Origin of the sequence: Streptomyces canus 299MFChir4.1, from assembly GCF_000383615.1 — a bacterium.
Lineage (GTDB): Bacteria > Actinomycetota > Actinomycetes > Streptomycetales > Streptomycetaceae > Streptomyces > Streptomyces canus_C.
Genome location: NZ_KB911608.1, coordinates 26,912 through 45,889, shown reverse-complemented (window position 1 = coordinate 45,889; position 18,978 = coordinate 26,912). Strand labels below are relative to the sequence as shown.

Genomic DNA, 18,978 nt, shown 5'->3' with positions numbered 1-18,978 from the left:
CTTCAGGTTCGCTTTGCGAGGCTGTGCACATGCGCCTGCTGCTCATCGAGGACGAGAAACGACTCGCCCTGTCCCTCGCCAAGGGCCTCACCGCCGAGGGCTACGCCGTCGACGTCGTCCACGACGGCCGCGAGGGACTGCACCGGGCCGGCGAGGGGTCGTACGACCTGGTGATCCTCGACATCATGCTGCCCGGCCTCAACGGCTACCGGGTCTGCGCCGCCCTGCGCGCCGCCGGCCACGAGGTGCCGATCCTGATGCTCACCGCCAAGGACGGCGAGTACGACGAGGCCGAGGGCCTGGACACCGGCGCCGACGACTACCTGACCAAGCCCTTCTCCTACGTCGTCCTCGTGGCCCGGATCAAGGCCCTGCTGCGGCGGCGCGGGACCGGGGCCTCCCCGGTGCTGGAGACCGGGGCGCTGCGGATCGACACCGCCGCCCGCCGGGTCTTCCTCGACGGCACCGAAGTCGCCCTCACCGCCAAGGAGTTCTCCGTCCTGGAGCAGCTCGCGCTGCGGGCCGGCGAGGTGGTGTCCAAGGCGCGGATCCTGGAGCACGTCTGGGACTTCGCGTACGACGGCGATCCCAACATCGTCGAGGTGTACGTCAGCACCCTGCGCCGGAAGCTGGACGCGGGCCTCATCCGGACCGTCCGCGGCGCCGGGTACCGACTGGAGACCGGCGGATGAGGCGGCTGTTCGGCTCGGTCCGGGCGCGGGCCACGCTGGCCGCGACCGCGGTGGTGGCCGTGGCCCTGGTCGCCGCGGGCGCGGTCGTCCTGCTGTCGCTGCGCAGCAACCTCGCGGGCCAGGCGGACACGGCCGCCGACGGCGCCGCCCGCAACGTGGCCTCGCAGATCGCGCAGGGCGTGCCGTACCGGGAGCTGGACCTGGACGGGGACCACCCGGCCCAGGTGGTCGACCGGGACGGGCGGGTGCTCGCGGCGAGCGAGGACCTGGAGGCGATCAGCGGTACCGGCGTCCGCGGGGTCACACCCGTGGCCCGCCCCGACGCGCGGCCGGACGGTGACGGGGACGACGCCGAGGCGGGCGAGGTCGGCGAGGTCACCTGGCACGGCCAGGGCCGGGCCACCGTGGACGGGGAGAGCATCGCGTACCGGTTCGCCCAGGTCGAGGTCACGGACCGCGGCGACAGGACGGTCCGGGTGTACGCCGGTGCCTCGCTCGAGGCCCAGCAGGACGCCGTGCACACCGCCGCCACCGTCATGCTCGTCGGCCTGCCCGTGCTGCTCGCGGTGGTCGCCCGGGTGACCTGGACGGTGACGCGCCGGGCCCTGCGCCCGGTCGAGGCCATCCGCAGCGAGATGGCGGCGATCACCGCCTCCGAGGACCTCGCCCGCCGCGTCCCGGTGCCGGACACCCACGACGAGGTGGCCCGCCTCGCCCGCACCACCAATGAGACCCTGGCCGCCCTGGAGACCTCCGTCGAGCGCCAGCGCCGGTTCGTCGCCGACGCCTCGCACGAGCTGCGCAGCCCGATCGCCTCACTGCGCACCCAGCTCGAAGTGGCCGCCGCGCACCCCGAGTTGCTGGACCTGGACGGAGCGGTCGAGGACACGGTACGGCTCCAGCACCTGGCCGCGGACCTGCTGTTGCTGGCCCGCCTGGACGCGGGGGAGCGGGTCGCCGACGCCCGGGTCGAACTGGCGGCGCTGGTACGGGAGCGGGCCGCCGGGCGGCCCGGGGTGACCGTGCGGGCGGAGGCCGTGGAAGTGAAGGGGTCCCGGGGGCAGTTGGAGCGGGTGCTCGACAACCTGCTGGACAACGCGCGGCGGCACGCGAGGTCGGCGGTGGTGGTGACGGTACGACGGGACGGGGACCACCGCGCGGTGGTCGAGGTCGCCGACGACGGGGACGGGGTGCCGGCCGGGGACCGGGAGCGCGTCTTCGAGCGGTTCGTCCGGCTGGACGAGGCACGGGCGCGGGACGACGGGGGCGCCGGACTCGGTCTCGCCATCGCCCGGGACGTCGCCGCCCGGCACGGCGGCACGCTCACGGTCCGGGACGCGCCGGCAGGCGGAGCCCTGTTCGAACTCCGCCTGCCGATCGCCTAGCCGTGTCCCGGTGTCAGGGACGTCCCCGGTGCCCCCGCAGGTGCTCCGCGATGGGCTTCAGGGCCTTGTCCAGCTCCCTCAGGGACTCGGGCGGCACGAGGTCGATGAAGTGCCTCCGCACAGACGCCACATGATGCGGCGCGACCTTCTTCATCGTCTCCATGCCGTGCTCGGTCAGGACCGCGTACAGGCCGCGGCGGTCGGACTCGCAGTTCTCACGCCGGACCAGGTCCGCGTTCTCCATGCGGGTGATCTGGTGCGAGAGCCGGCTCTTGGACTGGAGGGTGGCGGACGCGAGGTCGCTCATCCGCATCCGTACGCCCTCCGACTCGGAGAGATTGACCAGGATCTCGTAGTCGTTCATCGTCAGTCCGAACGGCTGAAGGTCCCGCTCGAGCTGATACGTCAACAGCCTGTTGACCTCCAGGTGGGTGCGCCAGGCGCACTGCTCCGCATCGGTCAGCCAGCGCGTGGCCGTCTCGGTCTCCATGAATGCAGTCTACCTAAAAGGTTGAAAGGCGAACTAATGAGGGTCGTGTGACGGCGTGCACACGTTCGACGTCACACTCCGCAGACTACCGCTCACAGCCCGAAGCGACGCTGGAGGTCCCCCAGCTGTCCGGGAAGGCGCGGTGCGCCCGGCTGCTGCGGCTGGCCTGCGGGTGCCCCGTAACCGCCGGGTACTCCGGGCTCGGACGGAACCACCCCCGTGGCCTGCTCGGCCATCAGGACCTCCGTCGACTGGAGCAGTACGGTGCCGGCCCCCACGAACTCGAACTGGTGCTCCTCCCCGGAGGCCCCGCCGAGGCCCGTCATCGCACGTAGACCGCCCATCAGACCGGCCATGTAGCCGTGGTCGTAGTGGTGGCACGGCGAGGGGCAGTCCGCCCAGCCCACAAGCGCTTGCGGGTCCACCCGGATCGGGGGCTCCATGAACACCACGGGACCGTTGGAGGCGGCCACGAACTTTCCGGTCCCGATGAGGGTCAGGAAGCCGGGCACGATCGACTGCTTCAGCGCGAGACTTGGCTGAAAAGCAAGCAAGTTGCCGGAGCGAATGGTCAGGTTGCCGTCTTCGAGGTCGTACGAGTTCACGTCGAAGGCCCGGTCGGCGAGGAGCATCTTGCCCGAGCCCTGCGCCACGACCCAGTCGCTCGCGTGCAGAGGCGAATGGAACGACGTACGGACGAGACCGTCCAGGCGGCCGTGTCCGATGCCGTTGAAATCCATCTGCCCGTAGTAGGCGATCATCTTCCCCTTCTGCAGGAACCACTGGCTCCCCTTGAGCTCCACGCAGAAGGTGTAGTTGTTGACGTTGTCGTCGGACGGCAGCGTCATCGGGTCGTACACGGTCGGGCCCGCGCCCGGGTAGTGGCTCACAGCTTCTCCTCGGACGCCTGCACGTACACCACGCCGTTCCCGCTGAGCTCCAGCTGGAAGGCCTCGCCGGAGCCGCGGCCCACCATGTCGCGCCAGCCGAGCGCCGTCGACAGCTTGTTGCGGACGTCGCCGTGGTGGGCGACGTAGGCCTGCGGGTCGACGTGAACCGGGCGCTGCGGGGTGATGGGGACCTCGAAGACCCCGCCGTGGGCCATCACGGCCACCGAGCCGTGGCCCTTCAGCGTGGTCGTGAACAGGCCCTGGCCGCTGATCTGGCCGCGCACCATGCCCATGACGCCACCCTGGGAGCCCATGAACATGGTGCCCTGCTGGAGGGTGCCCTCGAAGGCGAGCAGGCGGTCCGCCTCGACGAACAGGGTGTCGCCGGAGAGGTTGACGACCGTCACGTGGTGGCCGCCGTGTCCGAAGAGCACGGTGCCGCTGCCCTCGACGGTCATCAGGGGCGTGTCCTCGTTGGCCACGCGCCGGCCGATCATCGACATGACGCCGCCCTGGCCGCCCTGGATGTTGGGCGTGAAGGACACCTCGCCCTTGTACGCCAGCATCGCGCCGCGCTGGCTGAACAGGCGCTGGCCCGGCAGGACGGTCGCCTCGACCATCTTGGAGTTGATCTCGCGGAAGGGCATGTCACACATCCCCCGCGATCGTGTTCCGCTCGCTGGGCTGGACGTACACCAGACCGTCCCCCTCGAAGCGGATCTGGAAGGCCTCGCCGCCGCCCTCGCCCATGAATGTGCGGAATGTCACACCGGACTGGAAGGACTGGCTGAGGTTGCCCTGGTGGGCGATGTAAGCGCCGGGGTCGACGGTCAGCGGGTACTGGCGGCTGACTCGCAGGACGACCGCCGGGCCGTCCGACATGATGGCCGCCTGGCCGTGTCCCTCGACGGTCGTCGTGAACAGTCCGTTGCCCTGGGAGGCTCCGCGCAGGCCGGTGAAGCTGGTGCCGGTCCTGAGTCCGGCCTCGGTCGCGAGCAGGTTGCTCGACTCCACGTACAGCTTGTCCCCCTGGAGACTGACGAGGTTGATCTCCGAGGCCCGGTCCGCGAACCAGCACGTTCCGTGCCCCGACACCTCCATCACGGTCATCTGCTCGCCGGTGATGCGCCGGGTGACCATGCCTCGGATCCCCTCACCACCGCCGCTCATCTTCTTGAACGCCATCTGCCCGTCGTACGCGACCATGGAGCCGTTCTTCGCCTTCACGGCGTCCCCGGTCATGTCGACGGCCAGCACCTTGCTGCCTTGGAGTCGAAACATCGCCACGGAGTGAAGGTAGCTGGCTGGAAGCGGTTGCGGACAGATGTGGGGGGTGGAGGTCGGGCTGTGGGGTGGGTGCGGGTGCGTGGGGGCGGGTGTTTTTGCGCAGTTCCCCGCGCCCCTGGATGCCTGCGGCGGCCTGTGCGGCCTCGGTGGGGGCTTGTGTAGCGCGTGCGGTTCGGTGGGTGGGTCGGGGCCGGGGTGGGGGGTATCCGTCCTCGGTCCGGCGGCTCGGCTGCTTCAACAGGGCTCGGTAACGGACGCCGGCCGCTGCGGGCGGACACCCCCCACCCCGTCCCCTTGCCGCCGTACGCGGCCAACGGCCCGTCGGGACGCCGGTGACTGCAACTCCCTAGGGGCGCGGGGAACTGCGCGACCAGCCCAAACGCACCCGCAGCCGCCCGACCAGCTCACCCGGCAACCTCATAGGCCTCTGACCCCCCGGACTGGATCGTGGAACCGTTTGCCACAATGGACGCACGCTTGTGCGTTCGTTCACAAACCGCCAGACCGACGACGTACCTCCCACCGAAGGTGACCCGTGGACCTCAAGACAGCCTCCGCCATCCGACGCCTCCGCCTGATCTCCGTGCCGGAGGGGGCTTCCTGGATCATCCTCGCGACCTGCACCGTCATCAAGTACACGGTCGCCTCCGGCTTCGACGTCGCCCCCGTGCTCGGTCCCATTCACGGTGTGCTGTTCATCCTCTACGTGATCTTCTGGGCGGACGCCTGGAACCGCACCAAGTGGGCCAAGGGCAAGGCGGCTCTCTACTTCGCGTACTCCGTCATCCCGGGCGGCGGCTTCATCATCGAGCGTGCCCTGCGCCGTGAGGCCGAGGACGCTGTCATCGCGTCCCGCGCCCGCCAGGAAGGGATCGTGAACGCATGATCGTCGCCTTCTCCGTGACCCCGCTCGGGGTCGGCGAGGACGTGGGGGAGTACGTCGCCGACGCGGTGCGGATCGTCCGTGAGTCGGGGCTGCCGAACCGCACCGACGCCATGTTCACCTCGATCGAGGGGGACTGGGACGAGGTCATGGACGTCGTGAAGCGTGCCGTGGCCGCCGTGGAGGCGCGGGCGCCCCGGGTGTCGCTGGTGCTCAAGGCGGACATCCGCCCCGGCGTCACGGACGGTTTGACCTCCAAGGTGGAGACGGTGGAGCGCCACCTCGCCGACTGACCCGACCGCGACACAGACGAACCCCGGCCCGCGCGGGCCGGGGTTTTCTCACCCGTCCTGATTGAGCGATCGCTCAAAAACGTGTACCTTCCTGTCCAGTGAGTTTGAGCAGTCGCTCAAACAGCCAGCTCACCTGGGGGAATCAATGGGGCTCTACATAGAGGCACGCATCCGTGCCGATCTCGACGACCTCTGGACCCGGACGCAGGAACCGTCCCAGCACCAGCGCTGGGACCTCCGCTTCACCCGGATCACCTACCTCCCGCGCGCGGAGGACGAGCCGCAGCGCTTCCGCTACGCCACGCGCGTACTGCCCGGTCTCACCGTCGCCGGCACCGGTGTCTCCGCAGGGGAACGGGAACGCCCCGACGGCACCCGCACCTCCGCCCTGCGCTTCTCTTCCCCGCACCCGCTCTCGCTCCTTGCGGAGGGCAGCGGCTACTGGCGCTACGTCCCCGACGGCGACGGCGTCACCTTCCTCACCGGCTACGACTACCGCCCTCGCTGGGGCCGCGTCGGCGCCGTGGCCGACCGCCTCCTCTTCCGCCCCCTCATCGGCTGGGCGACGGCCTGGTCCTTCGACCGGTTGCGGCTGTGGCTGGAGCGGGGGATCACCCCGGAGCGGGCCCTGTGGAACTGGCTGGCCGAACTCCTGGTCCGCGCCCTCGTCGTGCTCGTCGCCGGTACCGGCCTCGCCCTGGAGCGTTTCCTGGACTTCTTCGGCCCGTTGGCGGCGTCCATGGCCTACGTCTCGCCGTTGCTCCTCGCCCTCACCATCTCCCTGGCTCTGTTCAAGTCCCCCCTGCCCGGCACCCCGGCCGCCCGCCGCTGTCTGCGCCGGCCCCCCACGCCCGTGCGTGCGCCGCGTGTCCTTCGCACTCTGGAGACCCCGCGATGACCTCGATGTTCCGCACGGTGATGGGCGCCGACTTCGACCGCCTCCACCCGCAGCTCCAGCGCCGCTTCTCGGTGGGCCTGACGACCGGCGAGGCCTGCACCGGCCGGGGCGTCATGGACCGCATCTGGCACGGCGGGGCGTTCGTGAAGCCCTTCCTGGCCCTCGGTACGACCCGCAATATCCTGGTGCCGAGACCGGGGCGGAACGTGCCGTTCGTGATAGAGAACGTCCCCTACGCGGACACCTACGGCCGTGAGACGGTGACCTTCGTGCGCACCTTCCACCTGCCCGGCCGCCCCCGCCGCTTCGACGCCCAGATGGTGCTGAGCCCCAAGGGTGACCGCATCCTCGACTACCTCGGCACCCACCAGCACCTGGCCAGCGAGCTGCACTTCCGTGCCGAGCCCGACGGCTCGCTGCTGATCCGCTCCGGTGAGCACCGGTTCCGGGAGGGCGCGGTGGACGTCCGGGTGCCCGAGCTGATCGGCGCGACGGCGGAGGTGAGGGAGTCCTACGACGAGCGGGCGGGCCGTTTCCGCATCGGTGTCCGGGTCGTCAACCGGTACTTCGGCCCGCTCTTCGGCTACGAGGGCAGCTTCGAGGCGACGTACAGCGACATCGCGGCCTGCGGAGTCCGCCCCGGTCTCCGTCCCCTCCGCGAGGAAGCGCGCGCGTGAGTCCCGAGTCCGCGAAGTCCCTGGAGACCAAGGCCAAACTCCTGGAGGGCGCGCTGCGCACCCTCACCGAACAGGGCATCGCCAAGACCTCCGCCCGTACGGTCGCGGCGGCCGCCGGGGTCAACCAGGCGCTGGTCTTCTACCACTTCGGCTCCGTCGACGAACTCCTCGCCGCGGCCTGTCGCTACGGCGCGGAGCGAGCGGTGGCCCGTTACCGGGAACGGCTGGCCGCCGTGACCTCGCTGTCCGAACTCCTCGCGGTGGGACGCAAGGTCCACGAGGAGGAGCGGGCCGGAGGACATGTGGCCCTCCTCGGCCAGTTGCTGGCCGGCGCCCAGACCCACGCCACCCTCGGCCCCGCCACCGCGGCGGGCCTCGAACTGTGGATCGCCGAGATCGAGCAGGTCCTCACCAGAGTCCTCGCGGCCACGCCCTTCGGCGAGTTCGCCGACCCCGCGGGCCTGGCCCGGGCGGTGGCCGCGTCCTTCGTGGGCATCGAGCTGTACGAAGGGGTCGACGCGTCCGGTGCCACGGCGGCCCTGGACGCCCTGGAGCAACTCGGCGTGCTCGTCGCCGCGCTGGAGGACCTGGGCCCGGTCGCCCAGCGCGCGGTACGCCACCACCTCCGCAGGACGGGCCGCCGGTAGCTGCGCTGGGCTTGGGCGGGGCGCCTAGGGGGATGCCGGGTTCGGTTGTTTGGCGGGTGCGGGCCGGTGGGGGCTGGTCGCGCAGTTCCCCGCGCCCCTAGGGGGTTGCAGTCGCCTGCACCAGGATGGGCCGTTGGCCGCGTACGGCGGGCAGGGGACGGGGTGGGGGGTGTCCGCCCGCAGCGGCCGGCGTCCGTCACCGAGCCCTACTCAAGGGACCGAGCCGCCGGACCGAGGACGGATACCCCCCACCCCGGCCCCGACCCACCCACCACACCGCACGCGCTACACAAGCCCCCACCGGGCCCGCAGCTGCGCCGCAGGCCTCCAGGGGCGCGGGGAACTGCGCAAAAACGCCCGCCCCCACCAACCCGCACCCGCACCCCAACCCCACTCCACCCAACCCCAATCCGCCCAACCGCCGGAGGCAACCGTCTGAAGGGCGAGACACTGCTGACCACCATGTGACCGGCCGGTAAGGTCGGTGCCGTGCCGAAGCCGCTCAGTCTTCCCTTCGACCCCATCGCCCGCGCCGACGAACTCTGGAAGCAGCGCTGGGGAAACGTGCCGTCCATGGCGGCGATCACCTCGATCATGCGCGCGCACCAGATCCTGCTCGGTGAGGTGGACGCGGTCGTCAAGCCGTACGGGCTGACGTTCGCGCGGTACGAGGCGCTGGTGCTGCTGAACTTCTCCAAGGCCGGCGAGCTGACGATGTCGAAGATCGGCGAGCGGCTCATGGTGCACCCCACGTCGGTCACCAACACCGTGGACCGCCTGGTCAGGTCTGGCCTGGTCGACAAGCGCCCCAACCCCAACGACGGCCGCGGCACCCTCGCCTCCATCACCGACAAGGGCCGCGAGGTCGTCGAGGCCGCCACGCGGGACCTCATGGCGATGGACTTCGGGCTCGGTGTGTACGACGCCGAGGAGTGTGCGGAGATCTTCGCGATGCTGCGTCCGCTGAGGATCGCCGCGCGGGACTTCGACGAGGACTGACCCGGGGCAAGATCTCCCGGAACGGACGGTTACGCTCGATGCCATGAAGAAGAGCGTGCTGACCCGCTATCGCGTGATGGCCTACGTCACCGGTGTGCTGCTGGTCCTGCTGACCCTCGGCGTCATCGCCAAGTACCTGCTGAAGATCGACGGTGCCGACAGCTTCACTACGGCCGTCGGTATCGCGCACGGCTGGCTGTACGTGGTCTATCTCGTTTTCGCCTTCGACCTCGGCTCCAAGGCGAAGTGGCCGGTCGCCAAGCAGCTGTGGGTCCTGCTCGCCGGGACGATCCCGACGGCCGCCTTCTTCGTGGAGCGGAAGGTCAGCCGCGAACTGGAGAGCAGGGTCACGGACGGGGCTCCCGCTCCCGTCAAGGCGTAACCCCCACCGCCGTACGGCACGCGTACGGCGGTCGCCTTGTCGACGTTTACTAGGGTGTCCTAGTAACTTCGATGGTATGGACGCTGACGCGATCGAAGGGGGCCGCCGACGCTGGCAGGCCCGGTACGACGCCTCGCGCAGGCGTGCGGGCGACTTCACCACGCTCTCGGGTGATCCCGTGGAGCCGGTGTACGGGCCACGGCCGGGGGACGTCTACGAGGGCTTCGAGCGGATCGGGTGGCCGGGGGAGTACCCCTTCACGCGCGGGCTGTATCCGACCGGCTACCGGGGGCGGACCTGGACCATCCGGCAGTTCGCCGGGTTCGGGAACGCCGAGCAGACCAACGAGCGGTACAAGAAGATCCTCGCCGACGGGGGCGGCGGCCTGTCGGTCGCCTTCGACATGCCGACCCTGATGGGGCGGGACTCCGACGATCCCCGCTCGCTCGGCGAGGTCGGGCACTGCGGGGTCGCCATCGACTCGGCGGCCGACATGGAGGTCCTGTTCCGGGACATCCCGCTGGGCGACGTGACGACCTCCATGACGATCAGCGGGCCCGCCGTCCCCGTCTTCTGCATGTACCTGGTCGCGGCCGAGCGGCAGGGCGTGGACCCGTCCGTCCTCAACGGCACGCTCCAGACGGACATCTTCAAGGAGTACATCGCGCAGAAGGAGTGGCTCTTCCAGCCCGAGCCGCACCTGCGCCTCATCGGCGACCTGATGGAGTACTGCGCGGCCGGCATCCCCGCCTACAAACCGCTGTCCGTCTCCGGGTACCACATCCGCGAGGCCGGTTCGACGGCCGCGCAGGAGCTGGCGTACACCCTCGCGGACGGGTTCGGGTACGTCGAGCTGGGGCTCAGCCGCGGCCTGGACGTCGACGTGTTCGCGCCCGGGCTCTCCTTCTTCTTCGACGCGCACGTCGACTTCTTCGAGGAGATCGCCAAGTTCCGGGCGGCACGCAGGATCTGGGCGCGGTGGATGCGGGACGTGTACAGGGCACGGTCCGAGAAGGCGCAGTGGCTGCGGTTCCACACCCAGACCGCGGGGGTCTCGCTGACCGCGCAGCAGCCGTACAACAACGTCGTCCGTACGGCGGTGGAGGCGCTGGCCGCGGTGCTCGGCGGGACCAACTCCCTGCACACCAACGCGCTGGACGAGACCCTCGCGCTGCCGAGCGAGCAGGCCGCGGAGATCGCGCTCAGGACTCAGCAGGTGCTGATGGAGGAGACCGGGGTCGCCAACGTGGCCGATCCGCTGGGGGGTTCGTGGTTCGTGGAGCAGCTGACGGACCGGATCGAGGCGGACGCGGAGAAGATCTTCGAGCAGATCAGGGAGCGGGGGCTCAGGGCCCATCCGGACGGGCGGCACCCGATCGGCCCGATCACGTCCGGGATCCTGCGCGGGATCGAGGACGGCTGGTTCACCGGGGAGATCGCGGAAGCGGCCTTCCGGTACCAACAGGCCCTGGAGAAGGGCGAGAAGAGGGTCGTGGGGGTCAACGTCCACCACGGATCGGTCACCGGGGACCTGGAGATCCTGCGGGTGAGCCACGAGGTGGAGCGGGACCAGGTGCGGGCCCTGGGCGGCCGTAAGGCGCGGCGGGACGAAGGGGCCGTGCGAACTGCCCTGGAGGCCATGCTCGTTGCCGCCCGCGACGGGTCCAACATGATCGGGCCGATGCTGGCCGCGGTGCGGGCGGAGGGGACGCTCGGGGAGATCTGCGGGGTGCTGCGGGACGAGTGGGGGGCGTACACGGAACCGGCGGGATTCTGAGGGCGACGGCGGCCGGCCCTACTCCGCGGCCGGTCCCGTCAGGCCCGTCAGCAGGATCCGGGTGAAGTCGTGCACCCACCGGGCGTCCGCCGCCTCCGCGCTGACCAGCGTGCGGTGGACCACCGCTCCCGCCACCATGTCGAAGATCAGGTCGACCGTGCGGGCCGCCTCGGCGGGATCCGCCTCCGGAGGGAGTTCGCCGCGGGCCTGGGCGCGTTCCCGGCCCTGGAGGACCAGCCGCTTCTGGCGGTCGACGATCGACGCGCGGATACGCTCCCGCAGCGCGTCGTCGCGGCAGGACTCCGCCACCACCGCCATCAGCCCGTTCTGGGCCTCCGGACGGGCCAGGATCGCCGCGAACTGCAGGACCACACCCTCGATGTCGTCGGCCAGGGTGCCGCAGTCGGGCAGTTCCAGTTCGTCGAAGAGCTCGGCCACCGCGTCCACGACGAGTTCGTTCTTGCCGGCCCAGCGTCGGTACAGGGTGGTTTTCGCGACCCCCGCACGGGTAGCCACATCTCCCAGCGTGAGCTTCGACCAGCCCAGCTCCACCAGCACAGTCCTCGTCGCCGCGAGGATCGCCGTGTCCGCGGCGGCGCTGCGCGGGCGTCCTGTGGTGCGGGGGGCGGGGGTGCGGCTCTGCATTCTCCGACCATAACGGGCGGTTCTCGAGACGCAGTGAGAGAGATCACCGGGGTGGGGTACCGGGCAGGCACTGGGTGCCATTACGCTACGACTCGTAGCGAAAGCTCGCGACAGACGTACGCGGGCGACGGTGCGCACGGCGCGGGGTGGGGACCCGGCGTCAGGACCGCGCTGCACGACCGGCTTTCACAGTGCTTTTCACAGACGCGCGCGCACGGGGGAGGATAGACGCATGCAGCCACGGAACATGTCCATGAGCGGAGTCGTCGACCTCGCCGCGGTGAAAGCGGCCCAGGAGGCCAAGGCGAAGGCGGAGCAGGCGCGCGCCGAAGCGGCCAGGCAGGGCGGCGGCCCGGGTGCCGTCTCCCCGGCCGATCTCGTCATCGACGTAGACGAGGCGGGTTTTGAGCGCGATGTCCTGCAGCGGTCCACCGAGGTCCCGGTCGTCATCGACTTCTGGGCCGAGTGGTGCGAGCCCTGCAAGCAGCTGAGCCCGGTGCTGGAGCAGCTCGTCCTCGAGTACAACGGACGCCTGCTCCTCGCCAAGATCGATGTCGACGCCAACCAGATGCTGATGCAGCAGTTCGGGGTGCAGGGCATCCCGGCCGTGTTCGCCGTCGTCGCCGGGCAGGCCCTGCCGCTCTTCCAGGGCGCGGCCGGCAAGGAGCAGATCCAGCAGACACTGGACCAGCTGGTGCAGGTCGCCGAGGAGCGCTTCGGCCTGACCGGCCTCACGGTCGACCCGGATGCCCGGCCCGGCGCCGCCCCGCAGCCCGCGGCCGTACCGGCGGGGCCGTACGACGCACTCCTCGAAGCCGCCGTACGCGCCCTGGACGCAGGGGACTTCGGCGGGGCCGTCCAGGCCTACAAGAACGTACTGAGTGACGACCCCGGCAACAGCGAGGCCAAACTGGGGCTCGCCCAGGCCGAGTTGCTTCACCGGGTGCAGAGCCTCGACCCGCAGCGGACGCGCAAGGAGGCGGCCGAGAAGCCCGGGGACGCGCAGGCGCAGATCGCCGCCGCGGACCTGGATCTGGTCGGCGGTCATGTCGAGGACGCGTTCGGACGGCTCATCGACACCGTGCGGCGCACGGCGGGCGACGAGCGGGACACCGTACGGATTCGGCTACTTGAGCTCTTCGAGGTGGTCGGTGCCGACGATCCGCGGGTGGCGGCGGCCCGCAGGGCGCTGTCCCGCGCCCTGTTCTGAGCGGGGAGTCGGAGCGGGGCGCGAGTCCGGTTCTGACCAGTCGCTAAACACTCCGGCATGTGTTGCCGGAGTGAAAGATTCGTTGTCGGGGGGTCACTGCGGCCGCGCTTTGCCAAAACTTGGTAAACGCGGCCGCTGTTACTTCCAGTAAGTCGGCGGCGTTGATCTGTCGGATTCTGTCCATCCATAAACTGCTTTGTCCTCCCCCCGTTTGCCACCCAGCGTCGCCGACCGAGACCAGCGGGTCGTTGTTCGGTTATCCGCCCGTTACTACCGAGTAACGAAGCCCCTTGTGCGGGCGGCGAGAATGCACCACGATCGGCGACGCTCGGTCCTTTCCCCTACCCCGACAGCCGGTCGGGCCGCGGGATTCCTTGGGTCCCCACCGAGCAGAGCAGGCGGCAGGTGCGCCGGCTCTTGGACAGGGGGGTCTTCGCCCGACGGCGGAGCCTGTCCAGCAAGGTTGTGCATGATGCGTGTCAGGCGCGACCAAGTGGTTGTCGCTCGGGGGTGATCGCCGGTGATCGGTGCGCGGTTCGCGCCTCCGAGTGCGGGCGCTCTCCTTCCCGAGGACGTAGCACTTCTCCCATCCCTGCCCGGCTGAGCCGTCCTTTCGAGAGGGCAGTCAGGGCCAGGAGATGTACGTCCGAGAAGGAGGAAATATGGAGTCCCAGGTGCGTGGCGGGACAAGATGGAAGCGGTTCGCTGTGGTCATGGTGCCCAGCGTTGCCGCCACGGCTGTGATAGGTGTCGCCCTCGCGCAGGGCGCGCTTGCCGCGTCGTTCAGTGTGTCGGGGCAGGAGTTCAAGGTCCGGGCCGGCCAGCTCGTCGGCTACGACATGAATCAGTACGGCGCCATAGACTCGGGCAAGGGTCTTGACGGCAAGGACCAGGCGCACCCGGTGTCGGTGTCGGCGTTCGACCACGCCACGATCACCAACATGTGTCAGTCCGTGGTCACCCCGGTTCCGTTCCTGAACAAGTCGGTCACCCTGAAGCTGACCGCGGGTGACAAGGGCACGGCGGTCGAGGCCGACAAGATCTACATCGATGTCGCCAACCTCGACGCGAAAGATGCCGTGTTCTCGGGCATCAACATCGGTGTCCCGGCCGGGACCACCAAGGGGAACACCCCGAAGCCCAAGACCGCGGACGGGGAGCAGTCCAACCCGTTCGGGTTCGCCCAGCAGGCCGACAAGGCCGTGCTGACCGATGTGAAGCAGACGGCGTGGGCCACCACGGCCGGCACCTTCAAGCTCTCCGACCTCCACATGGGTCTGAGCTGGGGCAGCGGCGACGGGATCGAGTGCTACTAGGCGCTCAGTGACGGGCGGGGGAGCCGTTACGGCCCCCCGCCTGCCATCTCCCGCCCGTCGCCTTCACATCCCCCCACCTTCATCATCGCGATACACCCTCATCAAGAGCAACGCCGCACCAGGGAGCTGTTTTCCATGAGCGCCGAGAGTCCTGCCGCGCCCGGCCAGTTCGACCACCGGAGGCAGCAGTTCCGCGCCTGGCGGGGCACCCGCCCGTTCTGGGCGGGGCTGTTCGTCATGATCAGCGGACTTCCGATCATGTACTTCCCGTATGCGCACCTCAAGCTCGGTGGCCTGACCATCGCGATGGCCACCACGGCGGGCGCAGGATCCTTGATCATCGGCGTACTGCTCGTCGTCCTGGGCATCACCCTCTGGTTCCAGAAGCACGTACGCACCTTCGCGGGTGTCGCGGCGATCCTGCTGGGGCTGGTGTCCCTCCCCGTCTCCAACTTCGGTGGCTTCATCGTCGGCTTCCTCTTCGCGCTGCTCGGCGGGGCGATGGCCGTGGCGTGGGCGCCGGGCGTACCGCCCGCGGAGGAGCCGGCCCAGCAGGACACGACCGGTGAGGGCGGCGCGCCCGAGGCCACGGACTACGACACCACGCTCCTGCGGCCGGTGGACCCGGTGGGCGAGCCGAACGATCTGTCAGGAACGAGCCCGGTCAACGGGGCGAACGGGAGGCACAGTGCCGGCTGACGAGGCGACCCACGGGGCTGACGTTGAGGCGTCCCGTGCGAGATCCGGGCCCCGCCACGCGGCACCCAAGAAGCCGCTGATCACCAGGTTCCACATGCCGGCCGGCAAGGCGATAGCCATGGCGGCGATGCCGACGGCCGTTCTCATGGGCATCGGGTTCACGCCGACGCTCGCGCTGGCCGATGACGCGCCGACCGCGAAGAGCCTGACGGCGGACGAGTACAAGGACTGCGTCGCGGCCCTGAGCGACAGCGCCTCCCCGTCCGCCTCGGCGAGTGCGTCCCCGTCCAGCGACGACACCACGGCGACGCCGTCCCCCTCGGCCACCTCCGGCTCGGGGTCCGGCTCCGGCTCGGGCTCGAACGGCTCCTCCTCGTCGGATTCGGGTTCCGGCGACAACGCCACGCCCACGCCGTCCCCCTCCGCCTCGGCGAGCAAGGAGGAGAGCAGTTCCTCCTCCGGCTCCGGCGGCTCGGCCACCGCCACGCCGTCCCCGTCCGCCTCCGCGAGCGACGACGGCAACCTCCTCACGGACATCGGCGACGCGATCACCGGGATCTTCACGGGCGGCTCCGGCTCCAGTGGTGCGTCCGGCGCCACCCCGACGCCGACCCCCTCGGCCTCGGCGTCCAAGAGTGCGGACGACACCGCGGGTGGCACCGTCGACAAGACGACCGAGAAGGTCACCGACACGGTGAAGGACACCGTGAAGGACACGACCGACAAGGCGTCCAAGGCGACCGAGGACACCACCAAGGCTGTCGAGGACGCCACCAAGGCGGCCGAGGCGGCGGCGGACGCCACGGCCTCCCCGAGCCCCTCGGCGAGCTCCAGCACCGACCCGGAGGACTGCCCGGCCGCCACGGACGACGTGGGCGACACCGAGCCCGGTATCACGGTGGCGGACAACGCCTGGACCCTCAAGGCCAGTTCGCTGCTCCTCAAGGACGCCGACTACCAGGGTGTCGTCAAGGTCAGGACCGCGGGCGGCAAGACCAAGAGGGTCCTGAAGTACGTCATATCCGGCGGCACCGAGATCGGTGACCTCCACCAGACCGTCACCGACCGCGGCACGACGTATCACGTGCAGGCGGGCAAGGGCATGAAGCCGTCCACGATCACCGGCGGCAAGACGGTCATGTACACCGAGAGCATCTCCGGCAACCTGCTGGGGCTGATCCCGCTCACGTTCACCCCGGACAGCCCTCCGCCGCTGAACATTCCGGTGATCTACTTCACCAATGTGACGGTCCAGCAGGCAGCCCAGTACGGCGGGACGCTGACGGTGCCCGGTATGCGCCAGTACAGCGAGGGCTGACCAGCCCCTCACGAACCCTTCCGGGAGCCGCAGAACGACTGTGCCCCGCCGGGCCCGACCCGGCGGGGCACAGTCGCGATCAGTCGCCCCTCCGGAAGACCCCATCACGGAATCCACCCGGGTCGGCGGCCTGGTCTGGTCCCGTCGGTCATCTCGTCCGAGTCGAGACGGAGCACGGCACGGTCGAGTCGACCCACGCGCACCCGTACTGGATCCAGGACCGGGACTGGACCGAAGCCCGGGACCTGCGTCCGGGCGATGAGCTGCTGGCCCCGGACGGCAGTTCGGACGCCCTCGTGGAGAGCCTCGGGGGCCGGTCTGGACGGTCGGTGTCGAGAAGGCGGTGTCCAACCCGAGGGTCCGGCTGTCGGCTTCCCTGGACGGCGTCGAGGGCGCGCCGCCCACACCGCGGACGACGCGCTGAGGATGCTGCTGTAAGGGGAACCGCGCCTACCCCGGGCGGTTCAGGCTGCCCGACGCTGTCACACCGGTGCCCGGGCAACACAGAGGACGGCGGACATGCCAGATTTCATCCGCAGGGGCCGGCTGTTCCGGGTCGTCGGCCTCAACCCCTCTCACCGGCAGCTCTATCTCGCCGGCGAGGCGCTGGCCGTGGACGGGACCACGACCCGCGTCGAGGTGTACTTCGGTCACGTGGAGCTCATGCTGCTGCGGCCCTACTACCCGGACGGCGTGCACATCCGTCGGGCCACCGCCCAGGACTTCGCCACCCTGAGCGAACGGCACCGGCTCACGGCGGAGGACGCCGAGTACACCTGGATGCTGGACCCGGAGGGCGACAGCTTCGTCGTCAGCGGCACACCGAGCTGGTGCGAGGCCGAGTACGCGCTGATGGGCGACCGGGAGGCCCTGTACGACGCCTCCCTGCCCTGGCCGCCGGACTTCCCCGCGGAATCCGGCTCGGTCGGCTGAGGCCCTGACACACACCGAGGGCGCCCCCCGTGACGGGGGGCGCCCTCGGCCTCGTACAGGGTGCCTTACTAAGCCGCGCCGCCGATGTGGTGGACGCGGAGCATGTTGGTCGTGCCCGCGACGCCGGGGGGCGAGCCGGCGGTGATGATGACGATCTCGCCCGGGCTGAAGCGGTTGATCTTGGCGATCTCCTGGTCGACCATGTCGACCATCTCGTCCGTGGTGTTCACGAACGGCACCACGTGCGACTCCACGCCCCAGCTGAGCGCCAGCTGGTTGCGGGTGTTCTCGTCGGTGGTGAAGGCGATGATCGGCTGCTGCGCGCGGTAGCGCGACAGGCGCCGGGCGGTGTCGCCGGACTGGGTGAAGGCCACCAGGCCCCGGCCGCCGAGGAAGTCGGCGATCTCGCAGGCCGCACGGGCCACCGAACCGCCCTGCGTGCGGGGCTTCTTGCCGGGGACCAGCGGCTGGAGGCCCTTCGACATCAGCTCCTGCTCGGCCGCGACGACGATCTTCGACATCGTCTTGACGGTCTCGATCGGGTACGCGCCCACGCTCGACTCCGCCGACAGCATGACCGCGTCCGCGCCGTCCAGGATCGCGTTGGCCACGTCGGAGGCCTCGGCGCGGGTCGGGCGGGAGTTGGTGATCATCGACTCCATCATCTGGGTCGCCACGATCACCGGCTTGGCGTTGCGGCGGCACAGCTCGATCAGGCGCTTCTGCACCATGGGGACCTTCTCGAGCGGGTACTCGACGGCCAGGTCGCCACGGGCCACCATGACGGCGTCGAACGCCATCACGACGCTCTCCATGTTGTCCACCGCCTGCGGCTTCTCCACCTTGGCGATGACGGGGACCCGGCGGCCCTCCTCGTCCATCACGCGGTGGACGTCGTCGACGTCCTTGGCGTCCCGGACGAAGGACAGCGCGACCATGTCGCAGCCCATGCGCAGCGCGAAGCGGAGGTCCTCGATGTCCTTCTCGCTCAGCGCCGGGACGTTCACCGCCGCGCCGGGCAGGTTGATGCCCTTGTGGTCGGAGACGACACCGCCCTCGATGACGATCGTCTTGACCCGCGGGCCCTCGACGTCCAGGACCTTCAGCTCGACGTTGCCGTCGTTGATGAGGATCTGGTCGCCCCGGGAGACGTCACCGGGCAGGCCCTTGTAGGTCGTCCCGCAGATGGTCTTGTCACCGGGGACGTCCTCGACGGTGATGACGAACTCGTCACCGCGCTCCAGCTCGACCGGACCCTCCGCGAAGGTCTCGAGCCGGATCTTCGGGCCCTGGAGGTCGGCGAGGACACCGATGGCCCGGCCGGTCTCCTTGGCGGCGGCACGGACGCGGTCGTACCGCCCCTGGTGCTCGGCGTGCGAGCCGTGGCTGAAGTTGAAACGGGCCACGTTCATGCCGGCTTCGATCAGCGAGACCAGCATCTCGTGGGAGTCGACCGCGGGGCCGAGAGTACAGACGATTTTCGAACGGCGCATGGGGCGATCCTATCGGTTTGTTTCGCTGCGGAATATTCCGCCTGGTGGAAGATACAAATGGGCG

Annotated in this window: 21 protein-coding genes and 1 pseudogene; 16 read left to right on the top strand and 6 right to left on the bottom strand. The window is 69.9% G+C overall.

From position 1 onward, the window contains the following. Nucleotides 1-29: 29 nt before the first annotated feature. Both H293_RS0136435 and H293_RS0136430 read left to right on the top strand, forming a co-directional pair. Nucleotides 30-692, top strand: coding sequence for a response regulator transcription factor (locus H293_RS0136435; protein ID WP_020122744.1), 663 nt, complete (start codon nucleotides 30-32; stop codon nucleotides 690-692). Beyond that, entirely contained in the window at nucleotides 689-2,077 is a 1,389-nt protein-coding gene (locus H293_RS0136430) for a sensor histidine kinase (protein WP_020122743.1), read from the top strand. The genes H293_RS0136435 and H293_RS0136430 overlap by 4 nt, the downstream gene beginning before the upstream one ends. A gap of 13 nt (nucleotides 2,078-2,090) precedes the next feature. On the opposite strand, the gene H293_RS0136425 is transcribed toward H293_RS0136430, so the two are convergent. The 4 genes from H293_RS0136425 to H293_RS0136410 all read right to left on the bottom strand — a co-directional run bounded on the left by H293_RS0136425 (nucleotide 2,091) and on the right by H293_RS0136410 (nucleotide 4,738). Next, entirely contained in the window at nucleotides 2,091-2,567 is a 477-nt protein-coding gene (locus H293_RS0136425) for a MarR family winged helix-turn-helix transcriptional regulator (RefSeq protein ID WP_020122742.1), read from the bottom strand. Between the two features lie 92 nt (nucleotides 2,568-2,659). Then, nucleotides 2,660-3,457: an AIM24 family protein gene (locus H293_RS0136420; protein ID WP_020122741.1), complete on the bottom strand. Its 798-nt coding sequence runs from the start codon at nucleotides 3,455-3,457 to the stop codon at nucleotides 2,660-2,662. Continuing rightward, nucleotides 3,454-4,104 (bottom strand): AIM24 family protein, encoded by a 651-nt coding sequence (locus H293_RS0136415; protein ID WP_020122740.1) that lies wholly within the window; start codon nucleotides 4,102-4,104, stop codon nucleotides 3,454-3,456. Before H293_RS0136415 ends, H293_RS0136420 begins: the two co-directional genes overlap by 4 nt. Nucleotide 4,105: 1 nt before the next feature. After that, on the bottom strand, nucleotides 4,106-4,738 hold the full coding sequence (locus H293_RS0136410) for an AIM24 family protein (RefSeq protein ID WP_033416047.1): 633 nt from the start codon (nucleotides 4,736-4,738) through the stop codon (nucleotides 4,106-4,108). A 541-nt stretch (nucleotides 4,739-5,279) separates the two neighbouring features. Here H293_RS0136410 and H293_RS0136405 point away from each other — a divergent pair. The 8 genes from H293_RS0136405 (at nucleotide 5,280) to H293_RS0136370 (ending at nucleotide 11,300) form a co-directional block, all read left to right on the top strand. Continuing rightward, nucleotides 5,280-5,630, top strand: coding sequence for a DUF3817 domain-containing protein (locus tag H293_RS0136405; protein WP_020122738.1), 351 nt, complete (start codon nucleotides 5,280-5,282; stop codon nucleotides 5,628-5,630). After that, entirely contained in the window at nucleotides 5,627-5,920 is a 294-nt protein-coding gene (locus H293_RS0136400) for an MTH1187 family thiamine-binding protein (RefSeq protein ID WP_007384762.1), read from the top strand. Before H293_RS0136405 ends, H293_RS0136400 begins: the two co-directional genes overlap by 4 nt. Nucleotides 5,921-6,065: 145 nt before the next feature. After that, nucleotides 6,066-6,818 (top strand): hypothetical protein, encoded by a 753-nt coding sequence (locus H293_RS0136395; protein ID WP_020122737.1) that lies wholly within the window; start codon nucleotides 6,066-6,068, stop codon nucleotides 6,816-6,818. Then, the gene (locus H293_RS0136390) at nucleotides 6,815-7,495 is read left to right on the top strand and encodes a DUF4166 domain-containing protein (protein WP_020122736.1); all 681 of its coding nucleotides are present in this window, start codon (nucleotides 6,815-6,817) and stop codon (nucleotides 7,493-7,495) included. Before H293_RS0136395 ends, H293_RS0136390 begins: the two co-directional genes overlap by 4 nt. Then, nucleotides 7,492-8,142, top strand: coding sequence for a TetR/AcrR family transcriptional regulator (locus tag H293_RS0136385; RefSeq protein ID WP_020122735.1), 651 nt, complete (start codon nucleotides 7,492-7,494; stop codon nucleotides 8,140-8,142). The genes H293_RS0136390 and H293_RS0136385 overlap by 4 nt, the downstream gene beginning before the upstream one ends. A gap of 489 nt (nucleotides 8,143-8,631) precedes the next feature. Further along, nucleotides 8,632-9,141 (top strand): MarR family winged helix-turn-helix transcriptional regulator, encoded by a 510-nt coding sequence (locus H293_RS0136380; protein WP_007384766.1) that lies wholly within the window; start codon nucleotides 8,632-8,634, stop codon nucleotides 9,139-9,141. A 43-nt stretch (nucleotides 9,142-9,184) separates the two neighbouring features. Beyond that, nucleotides 9,185-9,523 (top strand): DUF3817 domain-containing protein, encoded by a 339-nt coding sequence (locus tag H293_RS0136375; RefSeq protein ID WP_020122734.1) that lies wholly within the window; start codon nucleotides 9,185-9,187, stop codon nucleotides 9,521-9,523. 76 nt (nucleotides 9,524-9,599) lie between these two features. Then, entirely contained in the window at nucleotides 9,600-11,300 is a 1,701-nt protein-coding gene (locus H293_RS0136370) for an acyl-CoA mutase large subunit family protein (RefSeq protein WP_020122733.1), read from the top strand. A gap of 18 nt (nucleotides 11,301-11,318) precedes the next feature. On the opposite strand, the gene H293_RS0136365 is transcribed toward H293_RS0136370, so the two are convergent. Further along, complete coding sequence (locus H293_RS0136365) at nucleotides 11,319-11,945, bottom strand: TetR/AcrR family transcriptional regulator (RefSeq protein WP_020122732.1); 627 nt, start codon at nucleotides 11,943-11,945, stop codon at nucleotides 11,319-11,321. 232 nt (nucleotides 11,946-12,177) lie between these two features. Between H293_RS0136365 and H293_RS0136360 the strand changes: the two genes are divergently transcribed. The 6 genes and pseudogenes from H293_RS0136360 to H293_RS0136340 all read left to right on the top strand — a co-directional run bounded on the left by H293_RS0136360 (nucleotide 12,178) and on the right by H293_RS0136340 (nucleotide 17,421). Beyond that, nucleotides 12,178-13,155 carry a tetratricopeptide repeat protein gene (locus H293_RS0136360; RefSeq protein ID WP_028808506.1) on the top strand — a complete coding sequence of 326 codons (978 nt, stop codon included), beginning with the start codon at nucleotides 12,178-12,180 and terminating at the stop codon, nucleotides 13,153-13,155. Nucleotides 13,156-13,817: 662 nt separating this feature from the next. Continuing rightward, the gene (locus tag H293_RS0136355; protein ID WP_020122730.1) at nucleotides 13,818-14,471 is read left to right on the top strand and encodes a DUF6230 family protein; all 654 of its coding nucleotides are present in this window, start codon (nucleotides 13,818-13,820) and stop codon (nucleotides 14,469-14,471) included. Nucleotides 14,472-14,606: 135 nt separating this feature from the next. Beyond that, a complete protein-coding gene (locus H293_RS0136350; RefSeq protein ID WP_020122729.1) occupies nucleotides 14,607-15,170 on the top strand; it encodes a DUF6114 domain-containing protein in 564 nt (187 codons plus the stop codon). After that, nucleotides 15,160-16,488 (top strand): hypothetical protein, encoded by a 1,329-nt coding sequence (locus H293_RS0136345; RefSeq protein ID WP_020122728.1) that lies wholly within the window; start codon nucleotides 15,160-15,162, stop codon nucleotides 16,486-16,488. Before H293_RS0136350 ends, H293_RS0136345 begins: the two co-directional genes overlap by 11 nt. 292 nt (nucleotides 16,489-16,780) lie before the next feature. Continuing rightward, nucleotides 16,781-16,912, top strand: a pseudogene (locus H293_RS60565) (polymorphic toxin type 27 domain-containing protein); the annotation flags it as partial. 95 nt (nucleotides 16,913-17,007) lie between these two features. After that, on the top strand, nucleotides 17,008-17,421 hold the full coding sequence (locus H293_RS0136340; protein WP_020122727.1) for a hypothetical protein: 414 nt from the start codon (nucleotides 17,008-17,010) through the stop codon (nucleotides 17,419-17,421). 68 nt (nucleotides 17,422-17,489) lie between these two features. Here H293_RS0136340 and pyk read toward each other — a convergent pair whose 3' ends face one another. Continuing rightward, nucleotides 17,490-18,914, bottom strand: a complete 1,425-nt coding sequence (pyk, locus tag H293_RS0136335) for a pyruvate kinase (protein WP_020122726.1) — start codon at nucleotides 18,912-18,914, stop codon at nucleotides 17,490-17,492. Between the last annotated feature and the right edge of the window lie 64 nt (nucleotides 18,915-18,978).

What these genes read in the sequence shown, in the direction of transcription:
- H293_RS0136435 (WP_020122744.1), top strand. Translation starts at nt 30, where the DNA reads ATGCGCCTGCTGCTCATCGAGGACGAGAAACGACTCGCCCTGTCCCTC.
- H293_RS0136430 (WP_020122743.1), top strand. Translation starts at nt 689, where the DNA reads ATGAGGCGGCTGTTCGGCTCGGTCCGGGCGCGGGCCACGCTGGCCGCG.
- H293_RS0136425 (WP_020122742.1), bottom strand. Translation starts at nt 2,567, where the DNA reads ATGGAGACCGAGACGGCCACGCGCTGGCTGACCGATGCGGAGCAGTGC.
- H293_RS0136415 (WP_020122740.1), bottom strand. Translation starts at nt 4,104, where the DNA reads ATGCCCTTCCGCGAGATCAACTCCAAGATGGTCGAGGCGACCGTCCTG.
- H293_RS0136410 (WP_033416047.1), bottom strand. Translation starts at nt 4,738, where the DNA reads ATGTTTCGACTCCAAGGCAGCAAGGTGCTGGCCGTCGACATGACCGGG.
- H293_RS0136400 (WP_007384762.1), top strand. Translation starts at nt 5,627, where the DNA reads ATGATCGTCGCCTTCTCCGTGACCCCGCTCGGGGTCGGCGAGGACGTG.
- H293_RS0136395 (WP_020122737.1), top strand. Translation starts at nt 6,066, where the DNA reads ATGGGGCTCTACATAGAGGCACGCATCCGTGCCGATCTCGACGACCTC.
- H293_RS0136390 (WP_020122736.1), top strand. Translation starts at nt 6,815, where the DNA reads ATGACCTCGATGTTCCGCACGGTGATGGGCGCCGACTTCGACCGCCTC.
- H293_RS0136375 (WP_020122734.1), top strand. Translation starts at nt 9,185, where the DNA reads ATGAAGAAGAGCGTGCTGACCCGCTATCGCGTGATGGCCTACGTCACC.
- H293_RS0136370 (WP_020122733.1), top strand. Translation starts at nt 9,600, where the DNA reads ATGGACGCTGACGCGATCGAAGGGGGCCGCCGACGCTGGCAGGCCCGG.
- H293_RS0136365 (WP_020122732.1), bottom strand. Translation starts at nt 11,945, where the DNA reads ATGCAGAGCCGCACCCCCGCCCCCCGCACCACAGGACGCCCGCGCAGC.
- H293_RS0136360 (WP_028808506.1), top strand. Translation starts at nt 12,178, where the DNA reads ATGCAGCCACGGAACATGTCCATGAGCGGAGTCGTCGACCTCGCCGCG.
- H293_RS0136355 (WP_020122730.1), top strand. Translation starts at nt 13,818, where the DNA reads ATGGAGTCCCAGGTGCGTGGCGGGACAAGATGGAAGCGGTTCGCTGTG.
- H293_RS0136350 (WP_020122729.1), top strand. Translation starts at nt 14,607, where the DNA reads ATGAGCGCCGAGAGTCCTGCCGCGCCCGGCCAGTTCGACCACCGGAGG.
- H293_RS0136340 (WP_020122727.1), top strand. Translation starts at nt 17,008, where the DNA reads ATGCCAGATTTCATCCGCAGGGGCCGGCTGTTCCGGGTCGTCGGCCTC.
- pyk (WP_020122726.1), bottom strand. Translation starts at nt 18,914, where the DNA reads ATGCGCCGTTCGAAAATCGTCTGTACTCTCGGCCCCGCGGTCGACTCC.